The organism is Gracilimonas mengyeensis (assembly GCF_900182705.1).
Classification (GTDB): Bacteria; Bacteroidota; Rhodothermia; order Balneolales; family Balneolaceae; genus Gracilimonas; species Gracilimonas mengyeensis.
In genome coordinates, this window is record NZ_FXTP01000014.1 from 109,076 (window position 1) to 135,375 (window position 26,300).

The following is a 26,300-nucleotide window of genomic DNA, read 5'->3' on the forward strand; positions in this document are numbered from 1 at the left end:
CTGCTTTATTTACTTTTAGAAGAGGTTTCTTCGTGGTTTGCGGCATCCTGTATATCTCGGGAACTGTCTTCAATTTCCTTCTTGATATCTTTGGAAGCCTGTCGGAATTCTTTAATACCTTGCCCCAGTCCACGGGCTAATTCCGGGATACGCTTGGCTCCAAACAGAACCAAAATCATAATGGCAATGATCAGAATCTCAGGGGCGCCTAAACTGCTAAACATAAAATAATCCTCTTAGGATTTAGTTGATGTATTTGTGCGAAGATAACAATATTTTCGGCACGAATTTGGAACAAAAATTTTATTTATTCACTTGTGTTTTAATAACACATGTGTTTATTACACTCATTCATTTTTAAAAAAACCACTTTACTATGATTTGGACCGTTGAATTAGCCGCAGCCTTAGACGACGCCCCGTTTCCCGCCACCCGGGCCGAACTTATTGAATGGGCGGAACGTAATGGCCTGCCCAAGCAGGTGATCGTTAACCTGGAAGAACTTGAAGAGATCGAGCAGGGAGAGGAGCCGGTGTACGAAGGTATTGAAGATATCTGGCCTGATTACATCCGCAAAGAAGATTTCTTCCATAACGAAGAAGATGAAGGCTTTGATTACGACGACGTGTAAGTCGCCCCGCTTAGCTTTAAAATAAAAGATGGATACGGTTGTTCTTGTACCTCACAGCAACCGTTTTTTCTATATCACTTTGTCTTTGTCAATACAATCGATCCTGCAAAATGTATTTTTCATCTGCCTGATGGCGGTAATGGGATTGTTTTGTACTACTCCCGTGCTGGGACAACAAAATGAAAGCTCCACCGACGATCTGGTTCGCAGGGTTCGCTTTTCCGGCAACAATGAAATTAAAGACCGGACACTCGAAACCCTGGTACGCACCCGTACCAACCGCGAGTTTCTGAGCATTCCCGGCTTTACCCCCTGGTATTATATCTGGAGAATTTCGGACGGGCGTTTCGGTGAAGATCCCGTCTACCTGAATCCACAGACCGTTGCCAATGACATGGAACGTATAGCCCTTTACTATGAATCTCAGGGCTTCCTGGACGTTGAGGTTGATACTACCATCGTGGAATATCGTACCGACCGTGTTGAGGTTTCTTTTATCATTGATGAAGGAGCGGCTTACTACGTGGATACGCTCTCCTATTCAGGCATTCCGGAATTTTATGAGGAAGGCATGAAAAGTGATTTCATGGAATCGAGTCCCTTGACGAAAAAGCGGATTAACGACAGTACTTTTACTGCCGGCTGGCAATATAGTACTGAACGCTTAAGTACCGAACAGCAGCGAATTATCAGTTTTCTTAAAAATAACGGATACGCTTCCGTCCAGCGTGATTCTGTAATTGCCCTGGTAAAAGCCGACACGGCCGGCAACGCAAACCGGCTGGCTGTTCAGTACCGCATAAATGCCGGCGAAACCTATCGATTTGGAGACATCCGCGTTAGACTTGCCGATACCGAACCCCCGGATACCTACAGCCAGCGCGATACACTGATTGGGCCTCCGCACACTCGAGACAGCACCAATACCATCTACCTGGCCAAAGAGCCCGGTGCTCAATCTACTTTTAACCTGTTATCCAGCCAGCTGTTATTCCGTCCAGGTGATTTATACAATCATTCTCTATACCTGGAAACCGTGAATGAATTCCAGAACCTGGGAATGCTGTATATCCAGCGGTTTAGCCAAAATGAGAATCAATCTTCGCCAGACTTTTCCCGGGAAGAAATACCCTCTTATTTCGATCTTAGGACGCTAACCAAGCATAGCATTTCAACCGAATTGTTTGGGATGAAACGCTACGGATTTGGTACCGGCTTCGGCGTGGATTACAAAAATAATAATGTATTTGGCAATGCAGAAAACCTAACCATCGGGGCCAATGCCAGCTTCGAGTTTGTGAGCCCTTCGGTGTTGGAAGAAATTGATACCACCGCCACACAATCTTCCATTTTCAGAAGTTATGAATTACGTGGTGAATACTCGGTACCCCGACTGAACTTCCCCTTTTCTGCGCTGGATAATCAGCCCGGTTTCACCAGTGGTATCACCCGGTACCTGTTATCCTACAGCCGTTCCGATCAGCTTTTGTTTGATATTAATTCCGACGTACGCTTTAATATGCGCTATGAGGTCAATCACACACCAAAGTTCTCCAGCTTTCTGGATTTATTGGAACTGGATATTGTGGACACCAACCCCTCTGATGCGTACATCCGCAACCTTCGAAATGAATTTGGCACCGATACACTTCAGGATGGCACCATCGTAGATGCTTTTGAACTCCAGCGTATTTTGGAAGATTTCAACCCGCAGGTTTCCTCTATTATCCGGTACACCGTGCGCCTTCAGGATACCGATCTTATAAAACGTAATCAGGGCTATTACGGCGAGTTCGCGTTCTCAATTGGTGGAAATATCCCTTACCTGGCTGACCGCTATATCTTCTCTCCCGATACCCTGGAAGGTAACCTCCCTTCCCTCTTCAATCTGAGCGAAAACAGTTTACGCTACAGCCGGTTCCTGAAATTATCAGCTGATTACCGCCGCTACATCCCTCTCTCGCCCAGCAGCGTGTTTGCATGGCGCGTGTTCGGTGGTTATGCGCATCCGTATGGCAACAGCAATTCTATCCCGCTAAACCGGCGTTTCTTTGCCGGCGGAAGTAACGACATCAGAGGCTGGGGGCCTTTTCAGCTTGGTCCCGGCGAAATAGCCACCGACAACGTAAATATTCCCGGTGGTGAAATTAAACTTGCCGCATTTGCTGAAACAAGACGTATATTCATACAAAACTTCCTGGGAGCCAATTGGCACTTTGCCTTATTTGCGGATGCAGGCAACATCTGGTATGGCCCAAAAAACGACTTCCGGGATGAAAACAACCAAGACCGTTTAGAACAGGGTCGGTTTCGGTTTGATAATTTTTATAAGCAAATTGCCGTATCCGGCGGTCCTGGCATACGCCTGGACTGGGAATATGTGGTGGTTCGGTTTGATTTTCCCTTCCGCCTGCACGACCTTCAGAGAGGTTGGTTCGAAAACAAGCAGATGTATTTTAGTTTTGGCATCGGCCACTCCTTTTAACAACACTCGTTGCCTTATGTTTAACAGAATAAAACGCCTAAAAAATCAGTCTGATATTGTATTTAACTCCCGCTTTCTGGCAAACTTGAATCCTGCTGAGCGGTATGAGTTCTTGCAGCTATGCCACAACCGGAGTTATAAGGAAGGGGAATATGTATTCTACAAAAACGATCCCGGCACCGGCATGTATTTTATTGAAGAGGGGCAAATAGAGCTCAGTCTTAAAACTCTGGCCGAATCGGAACAGGAAAGCGGCGAATTTCCCCGATTGGAACTGGCTTCACCCGACAGTTTTGGGGCTCTTTCCATTGGCTACGATTTACGGCGAAAATCTTCAGCCCGCTGCCTCGCCGATTGCAAACTGCTTGGTTTCTTTAAACCCGATTTTGAAGTACTGAAAGACCGGCATCCCAAAATTGCGGTAAAATTTCTGCAAACCCTTGCCAACATTGCCCTGCGGCAACTTGACACCACCACCCAAAAACTGGCTGAAATCTCTGATGAGCCTACCGCATTGGGCATTCAATTTGAAACGTATTACGAAGATCAACATCAAGAATCTGTATAAAGAATGGCATTAAAAAAAGGTCATGAAGTTGAATTAGACATCATTGACGCAGCTTTTAAGGGGAAAGGTTTGGCCAAAGTAGACGGCCTGGCTGTATTTGTACCCAATACCACCCCCGGCGACAAAGTGAAAGCCCGCATCATCAAGAAAAAGAAGAAGCACCGCGAGGCCAAGCTGCTTGAAATTCTGGAACCCAGTCCTCACCGTATCGAACCCAAGTGCCAGCACGCTACTGTTTGTGGCGGGTGCAGCTGGCAGCACATCCCCTACGCCAAACAGCTGGAATTTAAAACCCAGCAAGTGCGCGATCACATTGAGCGAATCGGGAAGCTGGATGGCGGAATTGTGAAGGATGGCCTGGGTGCAGAGCGCGATTTCTATTATCGCAATAAGATGGAATACAGCATCAGCAATAAACGCTGGCTGACGGAAGAGGAAATCCGCAGCGACGAGTACGTAGATGATTCGGCCTTTGCGGCCGGCTTACACGCTCCCGGCCGTTTTGACAAGATTCTAAACCTGAAGGAGTGCCACCTGCAGGTACCGGAGTCTTTTGAGATACTGGATTTTGTTCGCAATTACTGCATTGAACACGGCATCACCCCTTACAACACTTTCGATAACGAAGGACTGATGCGGCACGTGATGATTCGCAATTCGCATCACACCGATGATTTTATGGTGAACCTGGTTACCTACCGGGATGAGCCTGAGATCATCCAAAAAATGAGCGATGCCCTGCTGGAGGAATTTCCCTTTATCACTACGGTGGTGAATAACGTGAATGATACGAAGAGTCCTACTGCCGTTGGACGCTTCGAGAAAGTAATCCACGGCCCTGGATACATTGTAGATCAAATCGGGGAGTTTACGTTCAAAATTCACCCCAATGCATTTTTCCAGACCAATACCTTGCAAGCCGAGCGTCTTTACGAAGTGGCCCGTAACTACGCCGAAATCAAGGAAGGTGATGTGGTATATGACCTGTACTGTGGCGTAGGTACGCTGAGCTTATTTATGAGCAAAGCGGCCGAGAAAGTACTGGGAATCGAATTGGTTGATGTGGCCGTTGAAAATGCAAAATTCAATGCCAAAGAGAATGGAGTGGAGAATGTCTCTTTTGTGAAAGGAGATATGAAAGATGTGTTCACACAAGAAATGGTTGAGGAATTTGGAGCACCTGATGTGCTCATCACCGACCCACCCAGAGCGGGCATGCACCCGGATGTTGTGGAACGCCTGTGCGAACTCAAAGTACCTCGCTTAGTGTATGTGAGCTGCAATAGCTCTACCATGGCCCGTGACCTACAGGAACTCAAAGAAGTATACGAATTGGAAGAGGTTCAGCCTGTGGATATGTTTCCTCAAACCTACCACATCGAGGCCGTAGCTAAATTGACCTTGAAGGATTGAGGTTGAGCCTGTATTTGTAGAACCCTCATTTCCCGGCTGTTATTCATATTGGATAATTATTCAAAAGGGAGATAAGTGGATAAGGACATAGGGTTTTAGTTCTTGTAGTTTACATCCTCCTAATTAAAGCCCCATTTCAATGCTCCCTGTAAACATTAGCGGCAGTCCAGTCATCTACAAGAACATACTATACTTTGCAAACTTGGCGCTCTTTGCGGTTTTAATATCACAGAAGTAAAAGCAACAGCAACAACCACAGGACAGGAATCCCTTCAACCCAGAAAGAAGCATAAAATGCTGGTTGATAGACTCTGGAAATCACCAACATCGTGCCGGTAACGCAGGCCATTACCGAAAGTACAATGGTTTGCAAGGGTTTAAACGTAGTTTCTGCAAAGTTGAGCAGGACCACCATAATCAACAGCGCCACTCCCAACCATTTAGTTTTTGAGACACCCAGCAACTGAGGGATGGTAGCCAATTCTTCCTCGTCATATTTCAAATCACGGATTTCGAAAGGCAAAATTAGCACTACTACAAAGAGGAATCGCTGTACCGCTTCAATCCACATATCTAAAACGGGTACCTGGGGTTGATTCTCCAAAGGCAAAATCACCGTAGCCCCTGCCCAAACCAGCGCAATAACAAATACTTTCATGCCTTGAAGACTTCTCAGATTGCGGTTGCGAAACAAAGGCACGGCATACAACAGGGTAAGTACTCCCAAAAAAGCTGCCGATAATAACTGGTTAATGCTCAATCGAAAAGCTACGAGCACCAGCAAAATCATCATCAGAATGGTGAAAAACCGGATGGATCGTATAGCCGGGGTCTGCTCGATATGATGCAGGTTGGCGATACCCGCATATTTCACAAAGTTATAGCCAACCACGGTTCCCAAAAACACAAAAAGAATCAGATAGATATCGGCTGGCAGCCCAAATTCCAGCATACTCAACCAGGTAAAAGCAGCAGTAGCCATAGCTACGTGAATGCTGGCTTGTATGTAGAAAAGAAAAAGTTTTTTGGCTATCTGCATTTCTTGAACTTAGCCACCTGTCTGCTTATATAAAACTGAAATTTAATACTACTCATTGGATATTAACTCCACCAAATAAACACCATCATGTTCAACGCCGTTTTCGATCACTACACCATAAAAGTGAAAAACCTGGAAGAAAGTGCTGCATTTTATTCCGATATACTGAAACTATCTCCTATTGAGAACAGAACAGAGAAACCACATATTCGGTGGTTCTCGCTGGGCGAAGACAGAGAACTTCATCTGGTGAAAGGCGAGACCGAAGGCATACAAACCAACATTGGCATACACATAGCACTCAGGCTCAAAGATTTTGACGTGTTTTTGGCTCACCTCGAAGAAAATGACATCACCCCGCACAATTCCAAAGCAAAGCCTAATGCCACTACCGTCCGTGCCGATGGCATCAACCAGGTTTATTTTCAGGATCCTGACGGATATTGGATTGAAGTGAATGATGCGGTATAGCTATTTGGTTCAACCTGTTGTAACATTTTAAAATTCTGTCATCCAAAGCATTAGTTTTCATCTATGAAAATCTCCATTATTGGTGCCGGTATCGGGGGATTAGCTTCCGCTTGCCTGCTGGCTGCAAAAGGACATCACGTCGAAGTATTTGAGAAGAACGAAACTGTGGGCGGCAAGATGAACCTTGTGGAAGCAGATGGATTTCGCTTTGATACTGGTCCCAGCCTGCTCACCATGCCCTTTGTGCTCGAGCAACTGTTTGAGGAGTGCGGCTCAAAACTGTCCGATTATCTGGAATTGGTTCCCTTATCTCCCCTTTGTCGTTACTTTTACCAAGATGGAACCGTATTCGACAATTACGATAACCGGGCTGCTACTTTGAAAGAAATAAAAGCTATAGCCCCTGAAGACAGCGTCGCTTACACGGCTTTTCTGGAGTATTCTGAATCGTTGTATCTTAAAACATCCAATGCATTCATCTTCAATCCCTTGTATGAACTGCAAGATTTCAAGGAACTGGATCTGCTCAGTTTTTTCGGGATTGATGCCTTTTCCACCGTCAGCAAACGGGTGGATTCGTATTTTAAATCGCCCTACTTGCGAAAGTTCTTTAAACGCTTCACCACTTACAATGGCTCATCCCCTTTTCAGGCGCCGGCAACCTTAAATGTTATTCCTCATGTGGAACTTAACCAGGGTGGTTATTATGTGAAAGGGGGGCTCTATACTATCGCTGAGAGCCTGTTTGATCTTGCTAAATCACTGGATGTGCAATTTCATTTTGGAGCGGATGTTGAAGAAGTAGTGATTAAAGACCGGCAAGCCGGCGGAGTTCGTTTAGCCAATAATGACGTTTTTAACGCACATTTAGTCATTTCTAACAGTGACGCTACCGAAACCATCGTTCAGCTGCTTCCGGCTTGCTGCACCCCATCGCGTAAAAAAGAAAAGGCAAAAGATATAGAACCCTCCTGCTCAGGTTTTGTATTGATGCTGGGAATTGATAAGAGCTACGAACAACTACGTCATCATAACATCTTTTTTACCGAAGACTACAAGCAGGAATTTCAGCAAATCTTCCGGAAAAAAGTGATGCCGGATGATCCCACTATTTATGTAGCCAATACCTCATTTTCCGATCCTGATCATGCCCCGGATGGCGGTTCAAACCTGTTCATTTTAGTAAACGCTCCTTATCTCTCCGAAAATTACAACTGGTCTGAGAACGATAAAGAATATGGAGACAAGGTGATTCGATGTTTGGAGAAAAGGGGATTAGAAAACTTGAGTGATCATATTCAGTTCAGAAAAAGTATCACACCGGTAGATTTTTACGAAAAATATCGCTCCAACAAAGGCAGTATTTACGGCACATCATCCAATAATAAATTTTCTGCCTTTGTGCGTCCTCGAAATAAATCCCGAGATATAGATGGACTCTATTTTGTAGGAGGCTCTACCCATCCCGGCGGAGGTATCCCTTTAGTGGTTCAATCCGCGTTTAATGCCCTTAAACTCATCGAACGCCATGAAACTGATTTTTAGCTAGAACACTTCAGTGTTTAGTGTTCCTTGTTGAATGTTCGAGGTTCTTCAGTCCATATCCAGGTTAATCACTTCTACATTATGGATACTCCCTTCCACAATTTCGAAACGAACCAGGGTACGGTGTTTATGGAAACCCTGACGACCCGCAGCTCCCGGATTCATATACAACATTTTGTTTAAATCCTGATCCCGGGAAATGCGCAGAATATGAGAATGCCCGCAGATGAACAATTCGGGTGGATTTTCTTCCATTTCGCGCCGTATGGGTATGCAATAACGGCCGGGGATACCCCCAATATGTGTCATCCAAACATCCAGTCCTTCTCGCTCAAAGCGTTGATGCAAAGGATATTCCTTACGAATATCTTCACCGTCTATATTTCCGTATACGCCCACTACAGGTGCAATTTTTTTAAGCTCATCGGCCACCTTCAAGGTGCCAAAATCGCCTGCATGCCATATTTCATCACAGTCTTCGAAATATTCGAACACCTGAGGATCAAGGTAATTATGTGTATCTGAAATCAGCCCTATTTTGATCATACTTTTTGTATCATCTGAAACTCCAAGATTGCCGGGCAAGGTATCATTTTAAACTTGCTTATTCCGGCATATTTTATCAACAACCGTTAAAAAATATTCATTCATTGAAAGGCATAAGCATCATAATAGTTACCTGGAATGCGCTGGAACTCCTGAAAAAGTTTCTGCCTTCCGTAACGGAAACCGATTATTCTGATTTTGAAATTATCATTGCCGATAACGCCTCTGATGATGGATCCAAAGAATGGATCAGGTCAACGTATCCGGAAGTTAAAATTGCTTCCTTTGATCGAAATTACGGCTATTGCGGGGGAAATAACAGAGCTGTGCCCTTTGCCGAGAAAGAAATTTTATTGTTCCTTAATAATGACGTAAAAGTAGAAAAGGACTGGTTACATGGAATTTCTTCTGCTTTTGAAGAGGATCACACGGGAGCCGCTCAGCCAAAGTTGAGAGCGTTCAGAGAGCCGGACTATTTCGAATATGCGGGAGCAGCCGGAGGCTTCATCGATCACTACGGGTATCCCTTTTGCCGCGGGCGCGTGTTTGATCACGTAGAACCGGATGAGTCTCAGTATGACGACCCCACCGATATCTTCTGGGCTACAGGAGCTGCCCTTGCCATTCGGAAAGATTTATTCATACAACATGGAGGATTTGACGAGGACTTTGAGTTTCATATGGAAGAAATCGACCTCTGCTGGCGCCTTCAAAACCAGGGCCATAAAATTCGGTATGTTCCGGATAGTACCGTTTATCATCTTGGGGGCGGTTCGCTGCCTATGGGATCTCCGCGTAAGGTGTATTACAACTTTAGAAACAGTTTATTCATGCTCTGGAAGAATTGTGCAGAGGAAGGTCTTTATAAGAAAATAACTCTTAGACTTATGTTGGATGTTGTAGCCGCCTGGAAAGCCCTGCTATCAGGCAAACCCAAAGAATGGTGGGCCGTTGCCCGGGCTCATGCCTATTTCTTCTCACATCTATCTTCTGTTCACAAAAAAAGAAAACAGCTGCAGCTAAAGCGTATACACCCCAATAACCCGCCAACAATGAAAGCTTTCAACCTGGTTTGGCAACACTTTGTGAAAGGAGTGAAACGCTTCTCTGACCTGCCGGATTAAGCTTGCCATTTCAGAGCTCATTACTGATTGGTTTTTGCCAGCAAAGCCCTTAACAGTATTTTATTCAAAAGGGAATATGGAGATAAGTAAATAAGGAATACTTTTTCAGGAAATTCTGGATAGAACACCAGTATGCTCAAGCAAAAATCTATTCCTGTACCTATATATAATCTTGTCTTAAATTTCCCTATTTCCTTATCTACTATCTCCCTATTGCACAACTATTTATTTGATTTTTCATACGCAATCTTTACGTTCCAAGGGGTCTTTTACAGTATTTAATAAAATTTATAACGGACATTACAGGCTATTAATGAGCACTTCCACTTACAGTGTAATACGCGGAACCGGCAGCTACATTCCAACCCGCCGTATTACCAATGAAGCATTTCTCGATAACGATTTTTTTGATGCTAACGGCAAACCTCTCGCAAAAGAAAATGCCGAAATCATTCAGAAGTTTTTTGAAATCACTGAAATTGAAGAAAGAAGATACGTTACGGATGATCTCGTTGCTTCCGACATAGCCTTTTTTGCCGCTAAAGATGCCATCGATTCATCAGGTATCAACCCCGAAGAACTGGATTACATTATGGTGGCTCATAATTTTGGGGATGTTAAAGCTGGCAGCAATCGTACCGACATGGTACCCAGCCTGGCTGCCCGGGTAAAGCACAAACTGGAAATCAAAAACCCAAACTGTATTGCTTATGATGTTCCTTTTGGATGTCCCGGCTGGCTGCAATCCATGATACAGGCTGATTATTTTATTAAATCAGGCGATGCCAAAAAAATTATGGTGATTGGAGCAGAAACATTATCCCGCGTTTCCGATCCGCATGATCGCGACAGCATGATTTATGCCGACGGCGCCGGAGCCACGATCCTGGAAGCCCGGGAAAGTGACAAACCCACAGGCATCCTTTGCCATAACACCCGCTCTGACACCCTGATCTATTCCAAAATGCTTTTTATGGATAAATCCTATCACCCCGACCTTAAGGATAAAGGCGATATTTATCTAAAAATGCATGGACGTAAGCTCTATCAATATGCCTTAACCAATGTACCTCAAGCTATAAAAGGAGCCATTGAAAAATGCGGTTTAGGCATTGAGGATATCAATCATATTCTTATACATCAGGCCAATGGTAAAATGGATGATGCCATCATTAAACGCCTGTACAAGCTTTATGATAAAGATGAAGTTCCGGAACACATCATGCCTATGACCATATCTTGGTTAGGCAATTCATCGGTGGCCACGGTCCCAACCCTGCTTGATCTGATGCTGAATGATGAACTGAAAGACTATGAAATCAACAAAAAGGGAACGTTGGTTTTCGCTTCAGTAGGTGCAGGTATGAATATCAATGCTATGGTATACCAAATGGAATAATTTCCCCGTTAAGTCACTTCAATACTTTAAAAAAGCCCTTTTAATATTAAGTGTAAAATATACATTTAATAAATAATTTACCTATGTTCCGGTTGTTAACAATAAAGTTGGAGGTCTTATGGAACACACCAAAACAAATATTTCTAAATACTTTTCAATATTCGCCCTGCTGATTTTAATTGGAGTAACGGATATTCTTCAAGCGCAAAGCAAGGAATACACCAATCCCCTTATTTTGCAGCGAGCTGATCCCTGGGTGTATCTTCACAGCGATGGCTATTATTATTTCACAGCTTCAGTCCCCGAATTTGACCGGCTGGAATTACGCAGGGCCAAAACCATTGAAGGCCTGGCTGATGCCGAACCAAAAGTTATCTGGCGCAAGCACGAAACCGGTCCGCAGGGTTCTCACATCTGGGCTCCTGAAATTCATTACATAGATGGCAAGTGGTACATCCATTACGCAGCCGGTGGTGCCGAAGATGTGTGGGCCATCCGCATGTACGTAGTAGAAAATGATTCCGAAAACCCCATGGAAGGCGAATGGGTAGAAAAAGGACAAGTTAAAACCAAGTGGGAAACCTTCTCCCTGGATGCCACCAGCTTTGAGCATGAGGGCACACGATACCTGGTATGGGCACAACACCCGCCAGAGATGGAAGGCAATACTGCCTTATATATCGCAGAGATGGAGAATGCCTGGACCATCAAACAACCGCAGGTGGAGATTACCCGTCCCGAGTTTGACTGGGAAATCCAACTGTACCGTGTAAACGAAGGAGCTGCTGTGATCAAAAGAAACGGCAAGATTTTTATGACCTATTCTGCCAGTGGCACCGATCATAACTATGCGGTTGGCTTGTTAACTGCAGACCAGGATGCCGACCTTTTGGATCCCGATTCCTGGAAAAAGTCAGAAGAGCCGGTATTCAAGACCTCCGAGGAAAACGGCATTTATGGCCCGGGACACAACAGTTTTACCACCACTCCGGATGGTGAAACTGACTTATTCATTTATCATGCACGCAGTTATAAGGAAATTGACGGCGATCCATTGAACGATCCAAATCGTCATACGCGCGTTCAGGTTCTTAAATGGAATGAGGACGGCACTCCAGATTTTGGTGTTCCACGTCCTGATAACGCTCCTACCGATCCTGAAAAACGAGATTAAACATCAGATTATCTTCTACAAAAAAAGCCCCGACAACGGGGCTTTTTTATTATATCTAAATTTTGATGATGTCACTACTACTCGGCAGGATCTACCCCTTCGGTGGTCATAATCACCCGCTTCATGGTTCCGTCTTCGTTGTAGTATAGATAATCAATAGACACGGATCTGCGGAAGCTTCCGCCCTGTGTAGGAATAACACCGGTGTGATAAATGAAGTAATCCTTACCCTTGTACTCGATGATGGCTTGGTGATTGGTGTTGGTGTTACCAGCCACTTCATTCAGGATATCCTGAAAGTAGTAGGGACCTTCAATATCGGTAGCCATAGCGTACGCTGTTTTTTCAGGGAATTTGTAGGCATAACTCAGATAGTAGTATCCATTCTTTTTATGCAACCATGGAGCTTCCGTAAAGTGCGGCAAATCAATGGTTTTAATTTCTCCTTCCAATTCAATCATGTTGTCCTTGAGCTTGGAATAATACAGTGCAGTATTCCCCCAAAACATATAGGCCTGACCGTCATCATCAATAAATACGGTAGGGTCAATATCATCCCAGGAAATATCGGTTGCTTTGGTCATATCGTTGCTAACCAGAGCAGATCCCCGGGCATCTTTGAATGGTCCAGTAGGGCTGTCAGATACGGCCACGCCAATGGCTTTACCTTCAATGATAGCATGGGTCACGGTGGTGTACCAATAAAATTTGCCGTCCTTTTCAATTACTTCAGCGGCCCAGGCATCTCCAGAAGCCCATTCGAAATCCGTGGCTTTTAGCGGCACGTCGTATTCTTTCCAATTCACCATATCGGTAGAAGAATACACCAGCCATTCATTGAGGTTGTAAAAACCATAACCGGGCTCAGCCTCATCATGGCCTACATACAAAAACACCGTATCCTCGTGAACAATAGCAGCGGGATCAGCAGTATATTTGTCGGTTATGATAGGGTTACCGGGTTCAGGAACGGGCTGTGCGCTTAACTCCTTGGTTGATTGCTGTGCCTGACAAGAAGTGCTCAAGAAGCACGCAAAAATAAACAGTGAAGGTTTAAGGTAATTTGATGAAAAAAACATAGGCTTGGTTTTAGGTTAATGGCTGCTTTTGCACACCCCCGCATAATAAGTGTACTTTATACGCTTAATATATTAAATCCCACTCATAATTCAACGATCTTTGTTAAGGCCGTTGTGTATTCTACCTATTGAGTAGAAACAAAAAAATTAGTTGGCAGCAGGATGTGTGCTCCAAAATAAAACTAAATTCCGGGTATTTGTTTACTTAACCTGAATTCGATATGAGAATGACGTAAAAATGGGCTAGTCATCCCGGTCAAGATGGAGCCAAGTGGAATCGCAGAACCGGGATCTCCCGATAAATGGCGAAGTACTCACCATTGTTCCGTTGTTGCCTGGCGTTGCTGGTGGTAAGGAGATCACGGGTCTGGGCACGCGATGACTACCCATGACAGGTTCTGGTAATCTCTTCAAAGGTGTTACCCCGATTTTGGGCAAAATTAGTGGCTCGCAATGATGACTTTTATATCAAACGGTCGTTTACTTAGTTTTTTTCATCCTCGTCCAGCCAGCCAAAGCGGCGCTGCAGAGATTCTATGGTGATGGAATGCCGTTCCGTGCCCCGGGTTCCCAACAAGTAGCCAATGGGTTCCATGCTTTCGATATTCTCACATACAATTTTAAACAAGCCAAGGTATGGAATAATGATAAGCATCCCCGGAAGTCCCCACACCATACCGGCAGCAATCAGCGAAAAGATAATGACCAGCGGATTGATCTGTACATAGGACCCGGTAATGTTGGGTGTGAGAATATTGTTCTCAATAAACTGAACCACAAAAAATTGTGCAATGACCGCAAAAGCAACGGTAGGTCCCTGTATCCCCAATACAAATACCAGTACCGCCCCGTAGCCTAATACGGTGCCAAGGTAAGGGATGAGGTTAAACAGCGCAGCGATAATGCCAAACAGCAAGGGATACTCCACCCCGATGAGATAAAAGCCGAGGGAGTTAAGCCCCATCAACGTAAAACAAACAATAACGAGTCCTTTGAGGTATTTGGGGACCACTTCTTCCGCCTGGTCCAGAATTTTTTGGGCCACTCCTTCCTCACTGTTATCAATCAGCATGGAGATAAAGGAGCGGAATTTATCACGATAAAAAAGCAGCAGAAAGGTGTACACCGGCAACAAGGCGATACTCAAAATGGTATTGGTGGTAGCTGTAAACGCCTGTTTGACGTACTCGCCGGTTTGGCTGGCACTGTCAATCCATCCGTTGATTGAGGATTCTGAGAAACCCGTGAATCCTGCCAAAATTTGCTTGAAGGCATCCAGGTTGGTCTCCACCTGTTCTTTAATTTCCGCAATATTATCCACAAAGCCGGAAAACAGTGCTATTAAGGTGTACACGATACCCGATAGAATGGCGAAAAAACTTAGTATTACGATCAGGTTGGTAGCTATACGTGGGACTTTCTTTTTTTCTAACCATTGGGCATACGGATAAAGCAAATAGGCCAGCATCACACTGAGGCAAAGGGGAACCAACAGCTTGCGGGTGAGTAAAAGGGCGGCAACAATCAAAAATGCAAAAGCCAGTCGTATAGTTGCCCGAAGTAATAGCGGGTATTTTTCCATAGGGTTATTTTTCACAAGTATACAGCATAGTGTAAAATATTTCTTATAAATGTTTATTCCTTAACCGCTTTTTTGTTCCGTATTACTGTTAACAGCAGGAATATCAACAGTTAAAAATTGAATAAATGATGCAGGATGCTATCGGGTTTGTGTCCATCCAGGGGAATACGAGCGGTAAATTGCCAATGGTTTGAATTTCTATTAGGTCCGCTTTCAATATCATGGATATAAGCATAATCAAACTGAAGGTATCCAAGGTTAATACCTCCTCCTATCGAACGGAAAGAATGCCCCTTATCCGGCTGTCCTGCATCCTGGTAGCCGAGACGAATTGCAAAGGTTTCCAGAAAAATTCCTTCGAGTCCTACGTGGCTCCAAATCTGTTCTCCCAAATCAGATTGCTGTGCCTGTCCATTCGACCAATGGTAGGTATCCCAACTTTTGAATAAAGCCTTAAAAGGTTTCATAGGAACATAACTTGAGTCTACGGTGCCATCATTGTTCCTGCTGACTTGAATTTCCCTGCGTACCATTGGTTTCGAAAGGGCCAGGGACAATGTACCCGTAAAGGTGTTCAGCCCCATGGTTCTCTTTGTGGATATTAATTCAATACCGGTTCCCAGTCTTAATTTCATGGGCAGAGGATCTCCGGCAAAATCATCATTGTAGCTTACCGCCTCCCCAAAATCAGTCAAAGAAGCACCCACAGCAGGGATGATATGCCAAGAGCTAGAAAGTGTAGCTTTCTTTTGATATTGAATGCCGAGATCAAAAGAAAAAGTCTTATCAGGTTCAAAATCCGAGGCATAAATACTGCTATAACGCAGGAGCTGACTATAAATGTAATTGACACCTGCTCCCACCCGCAATCCATTTCCAACATTATAACTTGCCGTAAAATTAACCAGGTACTCCTTGTGTTTACTCTCTAATGTGCCAAAAATCTCTTCCTCTTTTATCCTGAAATGTTTTAGAGAAGCAGCCATATCTACTGGTCCTATCGTGTAACCAGCATATACATTTGTAAAGATATTTTCTGAGTATGATCGCCACTTTCTGGTATACCGGGAAAAGGAAACCGTCGGGATTCTATTATGGCTTAGAGATGCCGGGTTAAGATGATGCGCTGCCGAACTTCCTGTAAAAGCTACTGTGGAATTCCCCAATGCATAGCTACGAATGCTCTCCTGTACACTTATAAAAGAAACCCCGGCCGTTCGGTATTGAGCATTAACAGAAAAAGGGATGAACCCCAGAAGCAAACAAAATGATAAAACTCTCATAACCAGTAATTTTTTTAGAATCTAAGTTAATTATCTATATATGAAACTATAAAAACAAGTTTTATAATAATTTAGTGATAGTTAAAACTGATTATAGACCTGAATTTTATAGCATTTTTTATAGCTTTTTGTACAATCACAGATGCCGTTGCCGCTGATATCATTTGAACAAATGATTCAGAATGCTATCGGGTTTGTGTCCATCCAGGGGAATGCGGGCGGTAAGTTGCAGGTGATGGCCCAATTCGTAACTATAATCCTCAGCGGAATAATCATTCACATAATTCAACCAGGCATAGTCGATATTCAGATAATATAAATCGATGCCTGCGCCAAAGGTAATTTTACTTAAAAGATTTTCTCTCTTCGCAGCCTTCTCATATCCCATCCTTAAAGCGAAGGTCTCCAAAACTTTAACCTCAAAGGCTCCCTGAAGCCAAATTTGCTCAGCTAAGATTGCTTTTCCCTTTTGGGAAAAAAAAGCTTCTCGCCAATGGAAAGTGTCCCAGGAATTAAACAAGGCCTTAAAAGGGTTCATCGCCGTCCACACTGTATCTCCTGCACTATTCTCTTTTAATTCCTGACGGGCTATTATTTTTGAAATGCCGGAAAGCAGACTGATCCTAATCAACTTCTGATCGTAAATTTCATTCGTAGTTTCGAAATCCAGACTTGCTCCAAGTCGGAGTGTAGTTGGCAACGGATCGTTTGTTTTATACCTGTTGTAACGTATTCCCTTTCCAAAATCTGTTAATGAAAACCCAAATGAAGGTTTAAGGCGAACACTGTTGTTTTCAAATTCCTCCATCTCAAGTATCAGACCAAAGTCAAAACTCATTCCTTCATGGATTTCTGTTGCTGACCTAAAATACTTTCTTTCATTTCGGATATAGTTTATCCCCAATCCCAAACGAAACTTATCTGTAATAGAATAAGCCACAGCCCCATTTAGGATGGATTCATTCTTTACATAGTAATTTAAGAGTTGCGGTTGACCAAATCCCACATCAACCCTTCCTCCCGTGTCCATTTTCCGAGCCGTTAAAGCAATGGCCAATCTGCCCACATCCGTTGAAAGATTTGCACCGGTCATCCGCCCATTAATTCCAAAAGAACTTAGTATTGGGATAATCTCAACGGTATGAGCCATGCCTATACCAGCAGGGTTGATGTGTACATCCGAAAGTTCTCCTACTGCTGCAACATTGGCATTGGCCAGTGAGGTGGTTTTGATATTGGTGCTCATGGTTAAACTTGGCATAGCTGATTCAAACAGTTGGGCATAAGCTGTCGGTGTCAAGCTAAATGAACTAAGCAGAAAGCATAAGATAAAACGCATAAACTATGTATAAGGGTTTGGGTTGATGATATACTCAACAGTAGCGGTGCTTTCTATAGGTTTTCCCAGATTTAGGTTTTTTATTGATGTTCTTCCTTTTTAGTTAAATAATGCGTTCAGAATAGTATCAGACCGCGTCCCATCCAGTGGGATACGACCGGTTATTTGCCAGTGATGACCTTCCAGCAGATCTTCCTCTTTGTTGTTGAGGTATGTGTAATCAAACACCAGGTAATACAGATCAATCCCTCCGCCCAGAGCCCAGTAGCTTAATGATTTCTCCGCTTCGCCAGCTTTTTGATAGCCCCAACGAATATTTAATGCCTCCAATAGCTTGAGCTCTACTCCCGAATGCCACCAAAGTTGTTCTGACAAATTATGTTTCATCATACCTGACCTGATCCGGTACTTATAGGTACCCCAGGATTTTATTAAGGCTTTAAAGGGATTCATGGCCTCATTTCGATGCCCGTATTCATCGGGCTGATCCTTCATACGTGCCATAATTTTCGATACATTTTGCACGGCCGTTAACTCAATGAGATTTAGCCCATAAACTCTTTTATCGAGCTCAATGTTAGCAGCCCCTCCCATACGTAAAACAGTGGGTAATGGGAACTTTGAATCTTCATATATGTAATGCGCAGGACGTCCAAAATCCGTTAGGGCAAGTCCCATGTGAGGTTCAAATGAGAACATGCCTACCTGAATGTTTTGGAGCTGATATTTTGCCCCTAAATCAATACTAAAACTATGAGTCTTTTTAATTTTTTGGGTTGATATCTGGCTTCGAGGAGCTTCACTACTGTATAAATAATTCAGACCCGCTCCTAATGTCACACCACTTTGAAATGAATACGAATAATTTGAGCGAATATATATTTCATCATTGGGAACTTTATAAAGATAGGGGGCTGAAAAAGCATGTCCGGTAGAAAGACGTACTTTATTCAGATGAATAGATAAACCCACTGTTGAATTTGAAAACCTGTAGTTTGTGCTCAAACCTCTCTGTTTAAATAATAGTCTGTATCTACCTATATACAAATCCCAGATTGGTATGATCTGAAGCACTCCCTCTTGCGCGGCTACTGCAGGATTAATTTCCTCATTTCCAATCCCGTTTAGTGACACCGTGGCATTGCCCAGCGAAAGGCTTTTGATGTTGGTATTTAAATACGAAAAAGGGAAAGCGGCTTTATTTAGCTGAGCCAGCGAAGTAGCACTCAATCCCATCGCCATTAAAAGAAATGTGAAGATAATTCTCATATAAACCTTAATTAGATAAAATGTCTAAAATCGTGTCAGGCCGTTGTCCATCTAAAGGGATACGACCGGTTATTTGCCAATGAGGCTTTAGAAAAACATTGTTATAATTTTTGATGTTGATATGTGTGTAATCTAACACTACATAGTAAAGATCAATGCCTGCTCCCAAAGACCAATAGCTAAGTTGTTCTTCCGCTTTACCGGCTTTTTGATATCCCAATCGTACAGCAATGGACTCCAGAAAGACCAGTTCCATCCCGGAATGCCACCAAAGCTGTTCGGCAAGATCTGCTTTTTTCTCGCTGCCATTTGCAACATATTCATAAGCTCCCCAGGATTTTATCAGGGCCTTAAAGGGATTCATAGCATCAACATGCATTTCATTCTCATGTGGCTTCTGAATTGTACGAGCCATTATCTTCGAAACATTCTGCATGACCGATAACTCAAGCACCTCCCGACCATCTACTTTTTTATTAAAACTGATATTGGTTCCTCCTCCTATCCTCAATGTGGCAGGCATCGGGTTGCTTGAATTCGATTCGACATAACGAGAAGGCATACCAAAATCAGTAAGAGCAATCCCGACATGAGGCTGAAATGTGACTTGGCTAAAACTGATATCTGAGAATTGATAATTTGCCCCTATATCAAGCGTCCAGGCATCAGCGGCTTTCGTTTTCTGGTTTCGAGACGCATACCCATCCCCCTCACTGCTATACATATAGTTCAATCCTGTTCCTACCGTTAATCCACTTTGAAATGAATAGGAATAACGGGTAGCTAAATGTATTTCATCATGGTTATACTTGTAAATAAAGGGAACATAAAACAGGGCCGTACTCTCCTGCTCGTTGGTTGCATAATGATGAAAAGAAAAACCGAAATTTGAGCTACCTGTTCTGTAGTTCATTTTCAGACCTCTTGTCTTCCAGCTCTTTCTTAAGGTCCATGAGTCATTGCGCCAGATTGGAGCAACCTGAATAACTCCTTTTTCACCAGCCACTGCCGGGGTTATTTCATCATGCCCAATCCCGTTTAGTGAGACCGTGGCATTCCCCAGCGAAAGGCTTTTGATGTTGGTATTTAAATACGAAAAGGGGAAAGCTACATTATTGAGCTGAGCCAATGAATCAGCACTCCATCCAAACGCCATCAATAGAAAAACGAAAATAAATCTCATATAAATCTCTTCAACTACTTTTTCCGGGTTATTCCTTTTAGCTAACCTGGTTAATGATCTGTTATAGTGTAGTATCGATCTTCAGCTTATAAATCCTTCTGTGTATTGGGTATTGGTGGTTTTTGTTCTAATCAAAAAGAAGGCCGGGTGTTATCCAGATCCGGCACGGAAAACCTTAATCAAATAGCACGTTCAAAATTGTATCAGGTCGCTTTCCATCCAGAGGAATGCGTCCCGTGATTTGCCAGTGGTGCCCCACCAGTAAATTATCATCTTCATCGTTTTTGATATGGGTGTAATCAAACACCAGGTAATACAGATCAATCCCAACACCCAAAGCGCGGTAGCTTAGCGGTTCTTCTACTTTTGCTGCATTTTGATAGCCCCATCGTAAGGCAATCGCTTCTAAGAGTTTTAACTCTACCCCTGAATGCCACCACAATTGTTCGGATAAATCAGATTTCCCTCTAACATACCCGTCATAGTACTCATAAGTACCCCAAGATCTAATTAACGCCTTAAATGGATTCATTGCATCAGCATATAAGCCATTTTCGTTCGACTTTATTTCTATTCGGGCCAGAATTTTGGACACATTTTGCAGGACTGATACTTCCATGACCTTCCGTCCATATGCTTTTTTATTTAGTATGATATTGGCACCTCCTCCAATCCTCAACGTGGTGGGCATGGGATACTCTGTTTCTGAGCGGATATAATCGGAAGGCGTTCCGAAATCAGTGAGAGAAACCCCAAGATGAGGTCTTAAAGCAAAATCATTAAACCGGGCTTCAGGAAATTGGTAGTTTGCTCCCAGATCTACACTCCAGGAATCGTCTGGTTTTACCATTTCTGCAGAAACCGTAGTGGCTGAAGCTTCACTACTATATAGATAATTCACCCCCACTCCAATTGTTAAGCCATTCTTAAATACATGTGAATAACTTGCACTGAGATCCAAATCATAATTTCCAATTTTATGTATAAATGGAAAACTTAAAGAGGTATGAATGGTTTCTACTTGTTTCCCTGCTGCTATTCTTTGAAATGAAAAGCCAAAGATTGATTGACCTAACCTGTAATTCGTTTTGAGTCCTCTGTGCTTCCATTCCATGTAATCTACATAATTATACCAGCTTGGTGATATTTGCAAAATTCCCTCCTCTCCAATAACCGCCGGATTGATTTCCTCATTTCCAAATGTATTCAAAGATACCGTGGCATTGCCGAGGGATAGACTTTTTACGTTGGTGTTTAAATAAGAAAAGGGAAAGGCAGTCCTGTCAAGCTGTGCCATTGAGCTTCTGCTACATCCAAACACCATCAATAAAAAAACGATAATAATTTTCATATAAATCTCTCTAACTACTTTGACCAGAATATGTCTCAATAAATTCCAGGTTAATGATCCGTTTTAGTGTCGTAGCTGTTTTTCCGTATAGTGCTTTTTTATTTTTTTAAGATTACCAGTCGAAAACCTCGTGCCAGCCTTGAAAACCTTAATCAAATAGCATATTTAAAATGGTATCGGGCCGCGTCCCATCCAGTGGAATGCGTCCCGTGATTTGCCAGTGGTGCCCCACCAGTAAATTATCATCTTCATCGTTTTTGATATGCGTGTAATCAAACACCAGGTAATACAAATCTATCCCAGCTCCCAAGGCCCGGTAGCTCATCTCCTCTTCGGCCTTTCCTGCTTTTTGATAGCCCCAGCGCAAGGCGATCGTTTCTAAAAACTTTAGCTCTACTCCTGAATGCCACCAGAGCTGTTCGGAAAAATTGGATTTTTTTATACGAGGCCCATCATAATATTCATAGGTTCCCCAAGATTTTACTAATGCCTTAAATGGATTCATTGCATTACGATAAAAGCCATTATCATTAGATTTAACCTCAATACGTGCCAAAACTTTGGACACATTTTGCATCACCGATAATTCAACGACCTGCCATCCGTATACTTTTTTGTTCAGTGCGATATTTGCTCCTCCTCCTAACCTGAGTGTGGTAGCTAAAGGATGCTTCGTATCTGGATCGGCATAATGAGAAGGTGCACCAAAATCAGTTAGAGCCATGCCAAGATGAGGGCTTAAAATAAAACCACTGGACTGTATTTTGGGGAATTGATAGTTGGCTCCCAGATCAAGGCTTACAGAAGTATTAGGGGCTACCAATTGTGTAGAAATTCTTGTCCCTGAAGCTTGACTACTGTAAAGATAGTTTATAGCCATTCCAGCTGTTAAGCCGTTCTGGAATGAATGCGAATAACTCGTTTTTACCATCAAATCGTAGTGAACATATTTATAAAGTATGGGTTCCAAGCCACCATATGATGTTACTTGTTCACCTGCTTCAATCCTTTGTAACGAAATACCAAATGTGGATGGACCCCGACGATAATTCGCTTTTACCCCTCTATGGTCCCATCCTAGTCTCAATCGCCAAAAATAGTTCTGCCAACTTGGTGTAACTTGAAGTTTCCCCCTCTTCTCCCACCACCGCCGGACTAATTTCTTCATTCCCAAATCTATCTAATGATACGGTAGCATTGCCGAGGGAAAGACTTTTTACGTTAGTGTTTAAATAAGAGAAGGGAAAGGTGGCCCTGTCAAGTTGGGCAAAGATGAGTGTGCTGCCCCCTAAAACCATCACCAGAAAAGCGGATAAAACTTTCATACGAAAAACCTCTACAACTACTTTTATCGGAAAATCCCTCTTGGAACTCCAGACCAATTATGTGTTCAGTGTAGTAGCGGTTTGTGTCGTATAAGAATTTTTGTGATGAAATTTATTTAAAGCAATGTATTTAATTTTGTTGGGAATGGGAAATTAAAATGTAGGACGGACAGATTTGTCCGTCCATGAGTGATTTGGTAAAATTGCTTGCTTCAAACAATGGACGGGCAAATCTGCCCGTCCTACGGTTGTGAGAATCTCTCTCTAAATTCAGGCTTACAATATGAAAAGGGCCAATCTTCCCATCCATCTATTAGACCAGCTTTCACAGGATTATAGAGGGTATAAAAGATTATTCTTTCCAATTCTTCTGTATCTCTAATTACATGATCATAACTTTCGGATTGCCAAAAGGAGTTTCCTGTCCTTCCTAATACTCTATTCGCTTTTAATGCAGAATACCACTTTAAGCCATGCAAAATTTTTGTGACAGGAAAATCCTCGTTCTCTTCTGGATTAATGCTTTTGGCATTAAGTAGCCTAAAAACCAAATGCACATGATTGGGCATAATGCAATAAGCATATAGCTCATACACTCTGTCATCTCTAAAATAAATGGCTTCTGTAACTACCTTTGCCACTTCTTTTTCTGCAAGCCAGGTAGGGCCTATTACATGATCATCCAGGTAGTCATCGTATTTTTTAAAAATGTATTTGTGAATTTTTAACGGAATATCAGATACTTCTTCTGTGGAGTCCTGATTAGCTACATATTTACCAAATAATTGTTCTTTTTCTGCTTTTAATTTTGTGATTACTTTTTTGGGTATTGAACCTGCTAACCGAAAAGTCACAAAATACTCTGCTCCGTGTGGTTGCCAATGAGGGAGTTTTCTACGGTAAAAATTCATAATACAGCACCCTGATTTGGGTACAAATAACTGAATTGATACCAATACATCAACTAAAACGTAGGACGGACAGATTTGTCCGGCCATGCTTAATTCCAATTATTTGCCTTTAAAAAAATGGTCGGGCAAATCTGCCCGACCTACGATATTTACTTATCCGTCAAAGAAGCCACGCCCGGTAATTCTTTACCTTCCAGGTATTCCAGGCTGGCACCACCGCCGGTAGATACGTGTGATACCTGGTCGCTTAAGCCGGCAACTTTTATAGCTGATGAGGAGTCACCGCCACCAATAATGGTAGTAGCTCCGTTTTGAGTGGCTTCAGCCAGGGCTTTGGCTACCGCAAAGGTACCGTCTGCAAAATTCTCCATCTCAAAAACGCCCATCGGTCCATTCCAAACCACGGTTTGTGCATTTTTGATTTGGTTGCCAAAAGCGATGGATGATTCCGGTCCAATGTCCAGTCCCATCCAGCCGTCTTCGATGCCATCTTCTGGCACCACTTTGTATTCAGCATCGTTCTTGAATTCTTTTGCTGCTACTGAATCGATAGGCAACATGAACTTCACACCGGCTTCCTCAGCTTTTTCCAGCAGCTCTTTGGCCAGATCCACTTTGTCCTCTTCCACCAGCGAATTACCAATCGGCAGACCTTTTGCCTTGTAGAAGGTGTAGGTCATCCCGCCACCCACAATAATGGTATCTACTTTCGAAAGCAGGTTTTCAATCACCCCGATTTTATCGGATACCTTGGCTCCACCCAAAATAGCTACAAAAGGCCGCTCGGGATTGTTTACACTTTCTTCCAGGTACTTAATTTCTTTTTCCAGCAGGTAACCGGAAACGGCGGGTTGCAAATATCGGGTTACACCGGCTACAGATGCATGCGCACGGTGCGAACTTCCAAAGGCATCGTTTACAAACAGGTCGCCATGTGCCGCCAGCTTTTTGCTGAATTCTTCGTCGTTTTGTTTTTCTTCGGGGTGAAAACGCACGTTTTCGAGTACCACTACCTCTCCAAAAGCAGCTGCATTGATTACAGATTCGGCTTTCTCACCGATACAATCTTCAGCAAAGTGTACCTTGGCGTCAATCAGTGTGGCTAGATGATCAGCCGTTGGCTTTAGGGAAAATTCCGGATCGGGAGTACCGGCCGGCCGCCCCAGGTGACTGGTTAAAATCAGCAAGCCTCCGTTGTCAATAACGTGTTTGATGGATGGAAGTGCCTGCACGATGCGGTTGTCGTCTGTGATTTCACCGTCTTTGATGGGCACGTTGAAATCTACGCGCATCAGCACTTTTTTATCTTTTACTTCGATATCGTTAAGAGTGAGCTTAGCCATATTGGTAAATAAATTATTGTGATTGAGTTTCGACCTGAAGGTACCAAGTTTGTTAGATGAAATGAAGTTTTAATGAATGGTTTGTGGGGTTTTGAGTTGTGAGTTGGGAGGTTTTAGTTTTTAGGTGTTAGGTTTTAGTTTCTGATTTCTGATTTCTGATTTCTGATTTCTGATTTCTGATTTCTGATTTCTGATTTCTGATTTCTGAAAAATAAGTTATGTACTATAGATGCAAATTATTCTTGGATTGATGACAAGTAAATTAGGTGACTTAATATGGAACCATTTTTATTTCTTATACTTTCAATAATAAAAAGGAGTTACTGCATATGAAATATCACAAAATTGGAAGATCAGACATTGAAATCAGTGAGATCGGGTTTGGGTGCATGTCGTTGCCTACGGATCCGAATGAATCCGTTCCATTAGTTCGCGATGCCGTCGAGAAAGGCATTAACTTTTTTGATACAGCTGACCTTTATGACAAAGGACTGAATGAAGAGATGGTTGGCAAGGCCCTTAAGCCTCATCGCGATAATGTCATCATTTCGACAAAGGTCGGAAACGTTTGGCGGGAAGACGGCAGCGGCTGGGACTGGAATCCAACCAAAGAACATATCTTGCTTGGTATTGACGAAAGCCTGCGTCGGCTACAAACCGAGTACATCGATTTATATATGCTACACGGCGGTACTATTGAAGATCCCATCGATGAAATCATAGAGACTTTCGAGCGCCTTAAGAAACAAGGTAAAATCCGTGCTTATGGCATCTCTTCCATCCGACCAAATGTAATCCGCGAGTACGTGGAAAAATCCAATATGGATGCCGTGATGATGCAGTATAGTTTGCTGGACAGACGACCGGAAGAAGAATGCCTGGAGCTGTTGGCTGAAAATGACATAAGCGTTCTCACCCGAGGAACTCTTGCCAAAGGCATGTTGATTGATAAGCCCGCTAAAGATTACCTGGGCTATTCCAGCATGGAAGTTGAAAAGATGCAAAAAGCAACTCAAGGAACTCGCAGTTCACTGACTGCTGCCATTCAGTATGTATTGCGACATCCCCCTGTAGCCTCTGCTGTAACCGGCATCCGTACCCAAGAGCAACTGGATGACATCCTCGGAAATTATGAAGAGAACATCACCGCAGAAACCCTGGAAAAAGTGGCGGCTACACTTGAACCGAATGTGTACGAGAAACACCGGTAGCTCTAAATGATTCTGCCTTAAGCCCTAAT

General features: G+C 43.2%; 23 protein-coding genes. 10 read left to right on the forward strand and 13 right to left on the reverse strand.

Annotation, left to right across the window (positions count from 1 at the left end; translation table 11 throughout):
* Positions 1-5 precede the first annotated feature (5 nt).
* Positions 6-224, reverse strand: coding sequence for a Sec-independent protein translocase subunit TatA/TatB (locus FN815_RS15310; protein ID WP_142455527.1), 219 nt, complete (start codon positions 222-224; stop codon positions 6-8).
* 152 nt (positions 225-376) lie between these two features.
* Here FN815_RS15310 and FN815_RS15315 point away from each other — a divergent pair, with 152 nt between their 5' ends.
* Genes FN815_RS15315 through rlmD form a run of 4 tightly spaced genes read left to right on the forward strand, consistent with a single transcriptional unit; the run spans position 377 to position 5,097 of the window.
* Positions 377-631 carry a DUF2795 domain-containing protein gene (locus FN815_RS15315; RefSeq protein WP_142455528.1) on the forward strand — a complete coding sequence of 85 codons (255 nt, stop codon included), beginning with the start codon at positions 377-379 and terminating at the stop codon, positions 629-631.
* 28 nt (positions 632-659) lie between these two features.
* On the forward strand, positions 660-3,116 hold the full coding sequence (locus FN815_RS15320; RefSeq protein ID WP_246075320.1) for a BamA/TamA family outer membrane protein: 2,457 nt from the start codon (positions 660-662) through the stop codon (positions 3,114-3,116).
* A gap of 16 nt (positions 3,117-3,132) precedes the next feature.
* Positions 3,133-3,684, forward strand: a complete 552-nt coding sequence (locus tag FN815_RS15325; RefSeq protein WP_142455529.1) for a cyclic nucleotide-binding domain-containing protein — start codon at positions 3,133-3,135, stop codon at positions 3,682-3,684.
* 3 nt (positions 3,685-3,687) lie between these two features.
* Complete coding sequence (gene rlmD / locus FN815_RS15330; RefSeq protein WP_142455530.1) at positions 3,688-5,097, forward strand: 23S rRNA (uracil(1939)-C(5))-methyltransferase RlmD; 1,410 nt, start codon at positions 3,688-3,690, stop codon at positions 5,095-5,097.
* Positions 5,098-5,323: 226 nt separating this feature from the next.
* On the opposite strand, the gene FN815_RS15335 is transcribed toward rlmD, so the two are convergent.
* The gene (locus FN815_RS15335; RefSeq protein ID WP_142455531.1) at positions 5,324-6,136 is read right to left on the reverse strand and encodes a UbiA prenyltransferase family protein; all 813 of its coding nucleotides are present in this window, start codon (positions 6,134-6,136) and stop codon (positions 5,324-5,326) included.
* A gap of 87 nt (positions 6,137-6,223) precedes the next feature.
* On the opposite strand from FN815_RS15335, the gene FN815_RS15340 reads away from it, so the two are divergent.
* Entirely contained in the window at positions 6,224-6,607 is a 384-nt protein-coding gene (locus tag FN815_RS15340; protein WP_142455532.1) for a VOC family protein, read from the forward strand.
* A 63-nt stretch (positions 6,608-6,670) separates the two neighbouring features.
* Positions 6,671-8,152, forward strand: coding sequence for a phytoene desaturase family protein (locus FN815_RS15345; protein ID WP_142455533.1), 1,482 nt, complete (start codon positions 6,671-6,673; stop codon positions 8,150-8,152).
* Between the two features lie 48 nt (positions 8,153-8,200).
* On the opposite strand, the gene FN815_RS15350 is transcribed toward FN815_RS15345, so the two are convergent.
* The gene (locus FN815_RS15350; RefSeq protein ID WP_142455534.1) at positions 8,201-8,698 is read right to left on the reverse strand and encodes a metallophosphoesterase family protein; all 498 of its coding nucleotides are present in this window, start codon (positions 8,696-8,698) and stop codon (positions 8,201-8,203) included.
* Between the two features lie 104 nt (positions 8,699-8,802).
* On the opposite strand from FN815_RS15350, the gene FN815_RS15355 reads away from it, so the two are divergent.
* The 3 genes from FN815_RS15355 (at position 8,803) to FN815_RS15365 (ending at position 12,395) form a co-directional block, all read left to right on the forward strand.
* Positions 8,803-9,822, forward strand: a complete 1,020-nt coding sequence (locus tag FN815_RS15355) for a glycosyltransferase family 2 protein (RefSeq protein ID WP_142455535.1) — start codon at positions 8,803-8,805, stop codon at positions 9,820-9,822.
* A gap of 313 nt (positions 9,823-10,135) precedes the next feature.
* Positions 10,136-11,221, forward strand: coding sequence for a 3-oxoacyl-ACP synthase III family protein (locus tag FN815_RS15360; protein WP_142455536.1), 1,086 nt, complete (start codon positions 10,136-10,138; stop codon positions 11,219-11,221).
* A gap of 118 nt (positions 11,222-11,339) precedes the next feature.
* On the forward strand, positions 11,340-12,395 hold the full coding sequence (locus FN815_RS15365) for a glycoside hydrolase family 43 protein (protein WP_142455537.1): 1,056 nt from the start codon (positions 11,340-11,342) through the stop codon (positions 12,393-12,395).
* Between the two features lie 77 nt (positions 12,396-12,472).
* Here the strand turns inward: FN815_RS15365 and FN815_RS15370 are convergent, their stop codons facing one another.
* The 10 genes from FN815_RS15370 to FN815_RS15415 form a co-directional block, all read right to left on the reverse strand.
* Complete coding sequence (locus tag FN815_RS15370) at positions 12,473-13,474, reverse strand: glycoside hydrolase family 43 protein (RefSeq protein WP_142455538.1); 1,002 nt, start codon at positions 13,472-13,474, stop codon at positions 12,473-12,475.
* Between the two features lie 484 nt (positions 13,475-13,958).
* Positions 13,959-15,056 carry an AI-2E family transporter gene (locus tag FN815_RS15375; protein WP_142455539.1) on the reverse strand — a complete coding sequence of 366 codons (1,098 nt, stop codon included), beginning with the start codon at positions 15,054-15,056 and terminating at the stop codon, positions 13,959-13,961.
* Between the two features lie 110 nt (positions 15,057-15,166).
* Entirely contained in the window at positions 15,167-16,339 is a 1,173-nt protein-coding gene (locus FN815_RS15380; protein ID WP_142455540.1) for a PorV/PorQ family protein, read from the reverse strand.
* A gap of 160 nt (positions 16,340-16,499) precedes the next feature.
* Positions 16,500-17,600: a PorV/PorQ family protein gene (locus FN815_RS15385; RefSeq protein WP_185957323.1), complete on the reverse strand. Its 1,101-nt coding sequence runs from the start codon at positions 17,598-17,600 to the stop codon at positions 16,500-16,502.
* Between the two features lie 177 nt (positions 17,601-17,777).
* Entirely contained in the window at positions 17,778-18,947 is a 1,170-nt protein-coding gene (locus FN815_RS15390) for a PorV/PorQ family protein (RefSeq protein ID WP_142455542.1), read from the reverse strand.
* A 7-nt stretch (positions 18,948-18,954) separates the two neighbouring features.
* On the reverse strand, positions 18,955-20,130 hold the full coding sequence (locus FN815_RS15395; RefSeq protein ID WP_142455543.1) for a PorV/PorQ family protein: 1,176 nt from the start codon (positions 20,128-20,130) through the stop codon (positions 18,955-18,957).
* 175 nt (positions 20,131-20,305) lie between these two features.
* Positions 20,306-21,481 (reverse strand): PorV/PorQ family protein, encoded by a 1,176-nt coding sequence (locus FN815_RS15400; RefSeq protein WP_142455544.1) that lies wholly within the window; start codon positions 21,479-21,481, stop codon positions 20,306-20,308.
* A 148-nt stretch (positions 21,482-21,629) separates the two neighbouring features.
* Positions 21,630-22,649, reverse strand: a complete 1,020-nt coding sequence (locus FN815_RS15405; protein WP_142455545.1) for a PorV/PorQ family protein — start codon at positions 22,647-22,649, stop codon at positions 21,630-21,632.
* Positions 22,650-23,048: 399 nt separating this feature from the next.
* Positions 23,049-23,804, reverse strand: a complete 756-nt coding sequence (locus FN815_RS15410; RefSeq protein WP_142455546.1) for a transposase — start codon at positions 23,802-23,804, stop codon at positions 23,049-23,051.
* A gap of 62 nt (positions 23,805-23,866) precedes the next feature.
* Entirely contained in the window at positions 23,867-25,060 is a 1,194-nt protein-coding gene (locus FN815_RS15415) for a phosphoglycerate kinase (RefSeq protein WP_142455547.1), read from the reverse strand.
* A gap of 329 nt (positions 25,061-25,389) precedes the next feature.
* Here FN815_RS15415 and FN815_RS15420 point away from each other — a divergent pair, with 329 nt between their 5' ends.
* Positions 25,390-26,271, forward strand: a complete 882-nt coding sequence (locus FN815_RS15420) for an aldo/keto reductase (RefSeq protein ID WP_142455548.1) — start codon at positions 25,390-25,392, stop codon at positions 26,269-26,271.
* Positions 26,272-26,300: the final 29 nt, after the last annotated feature.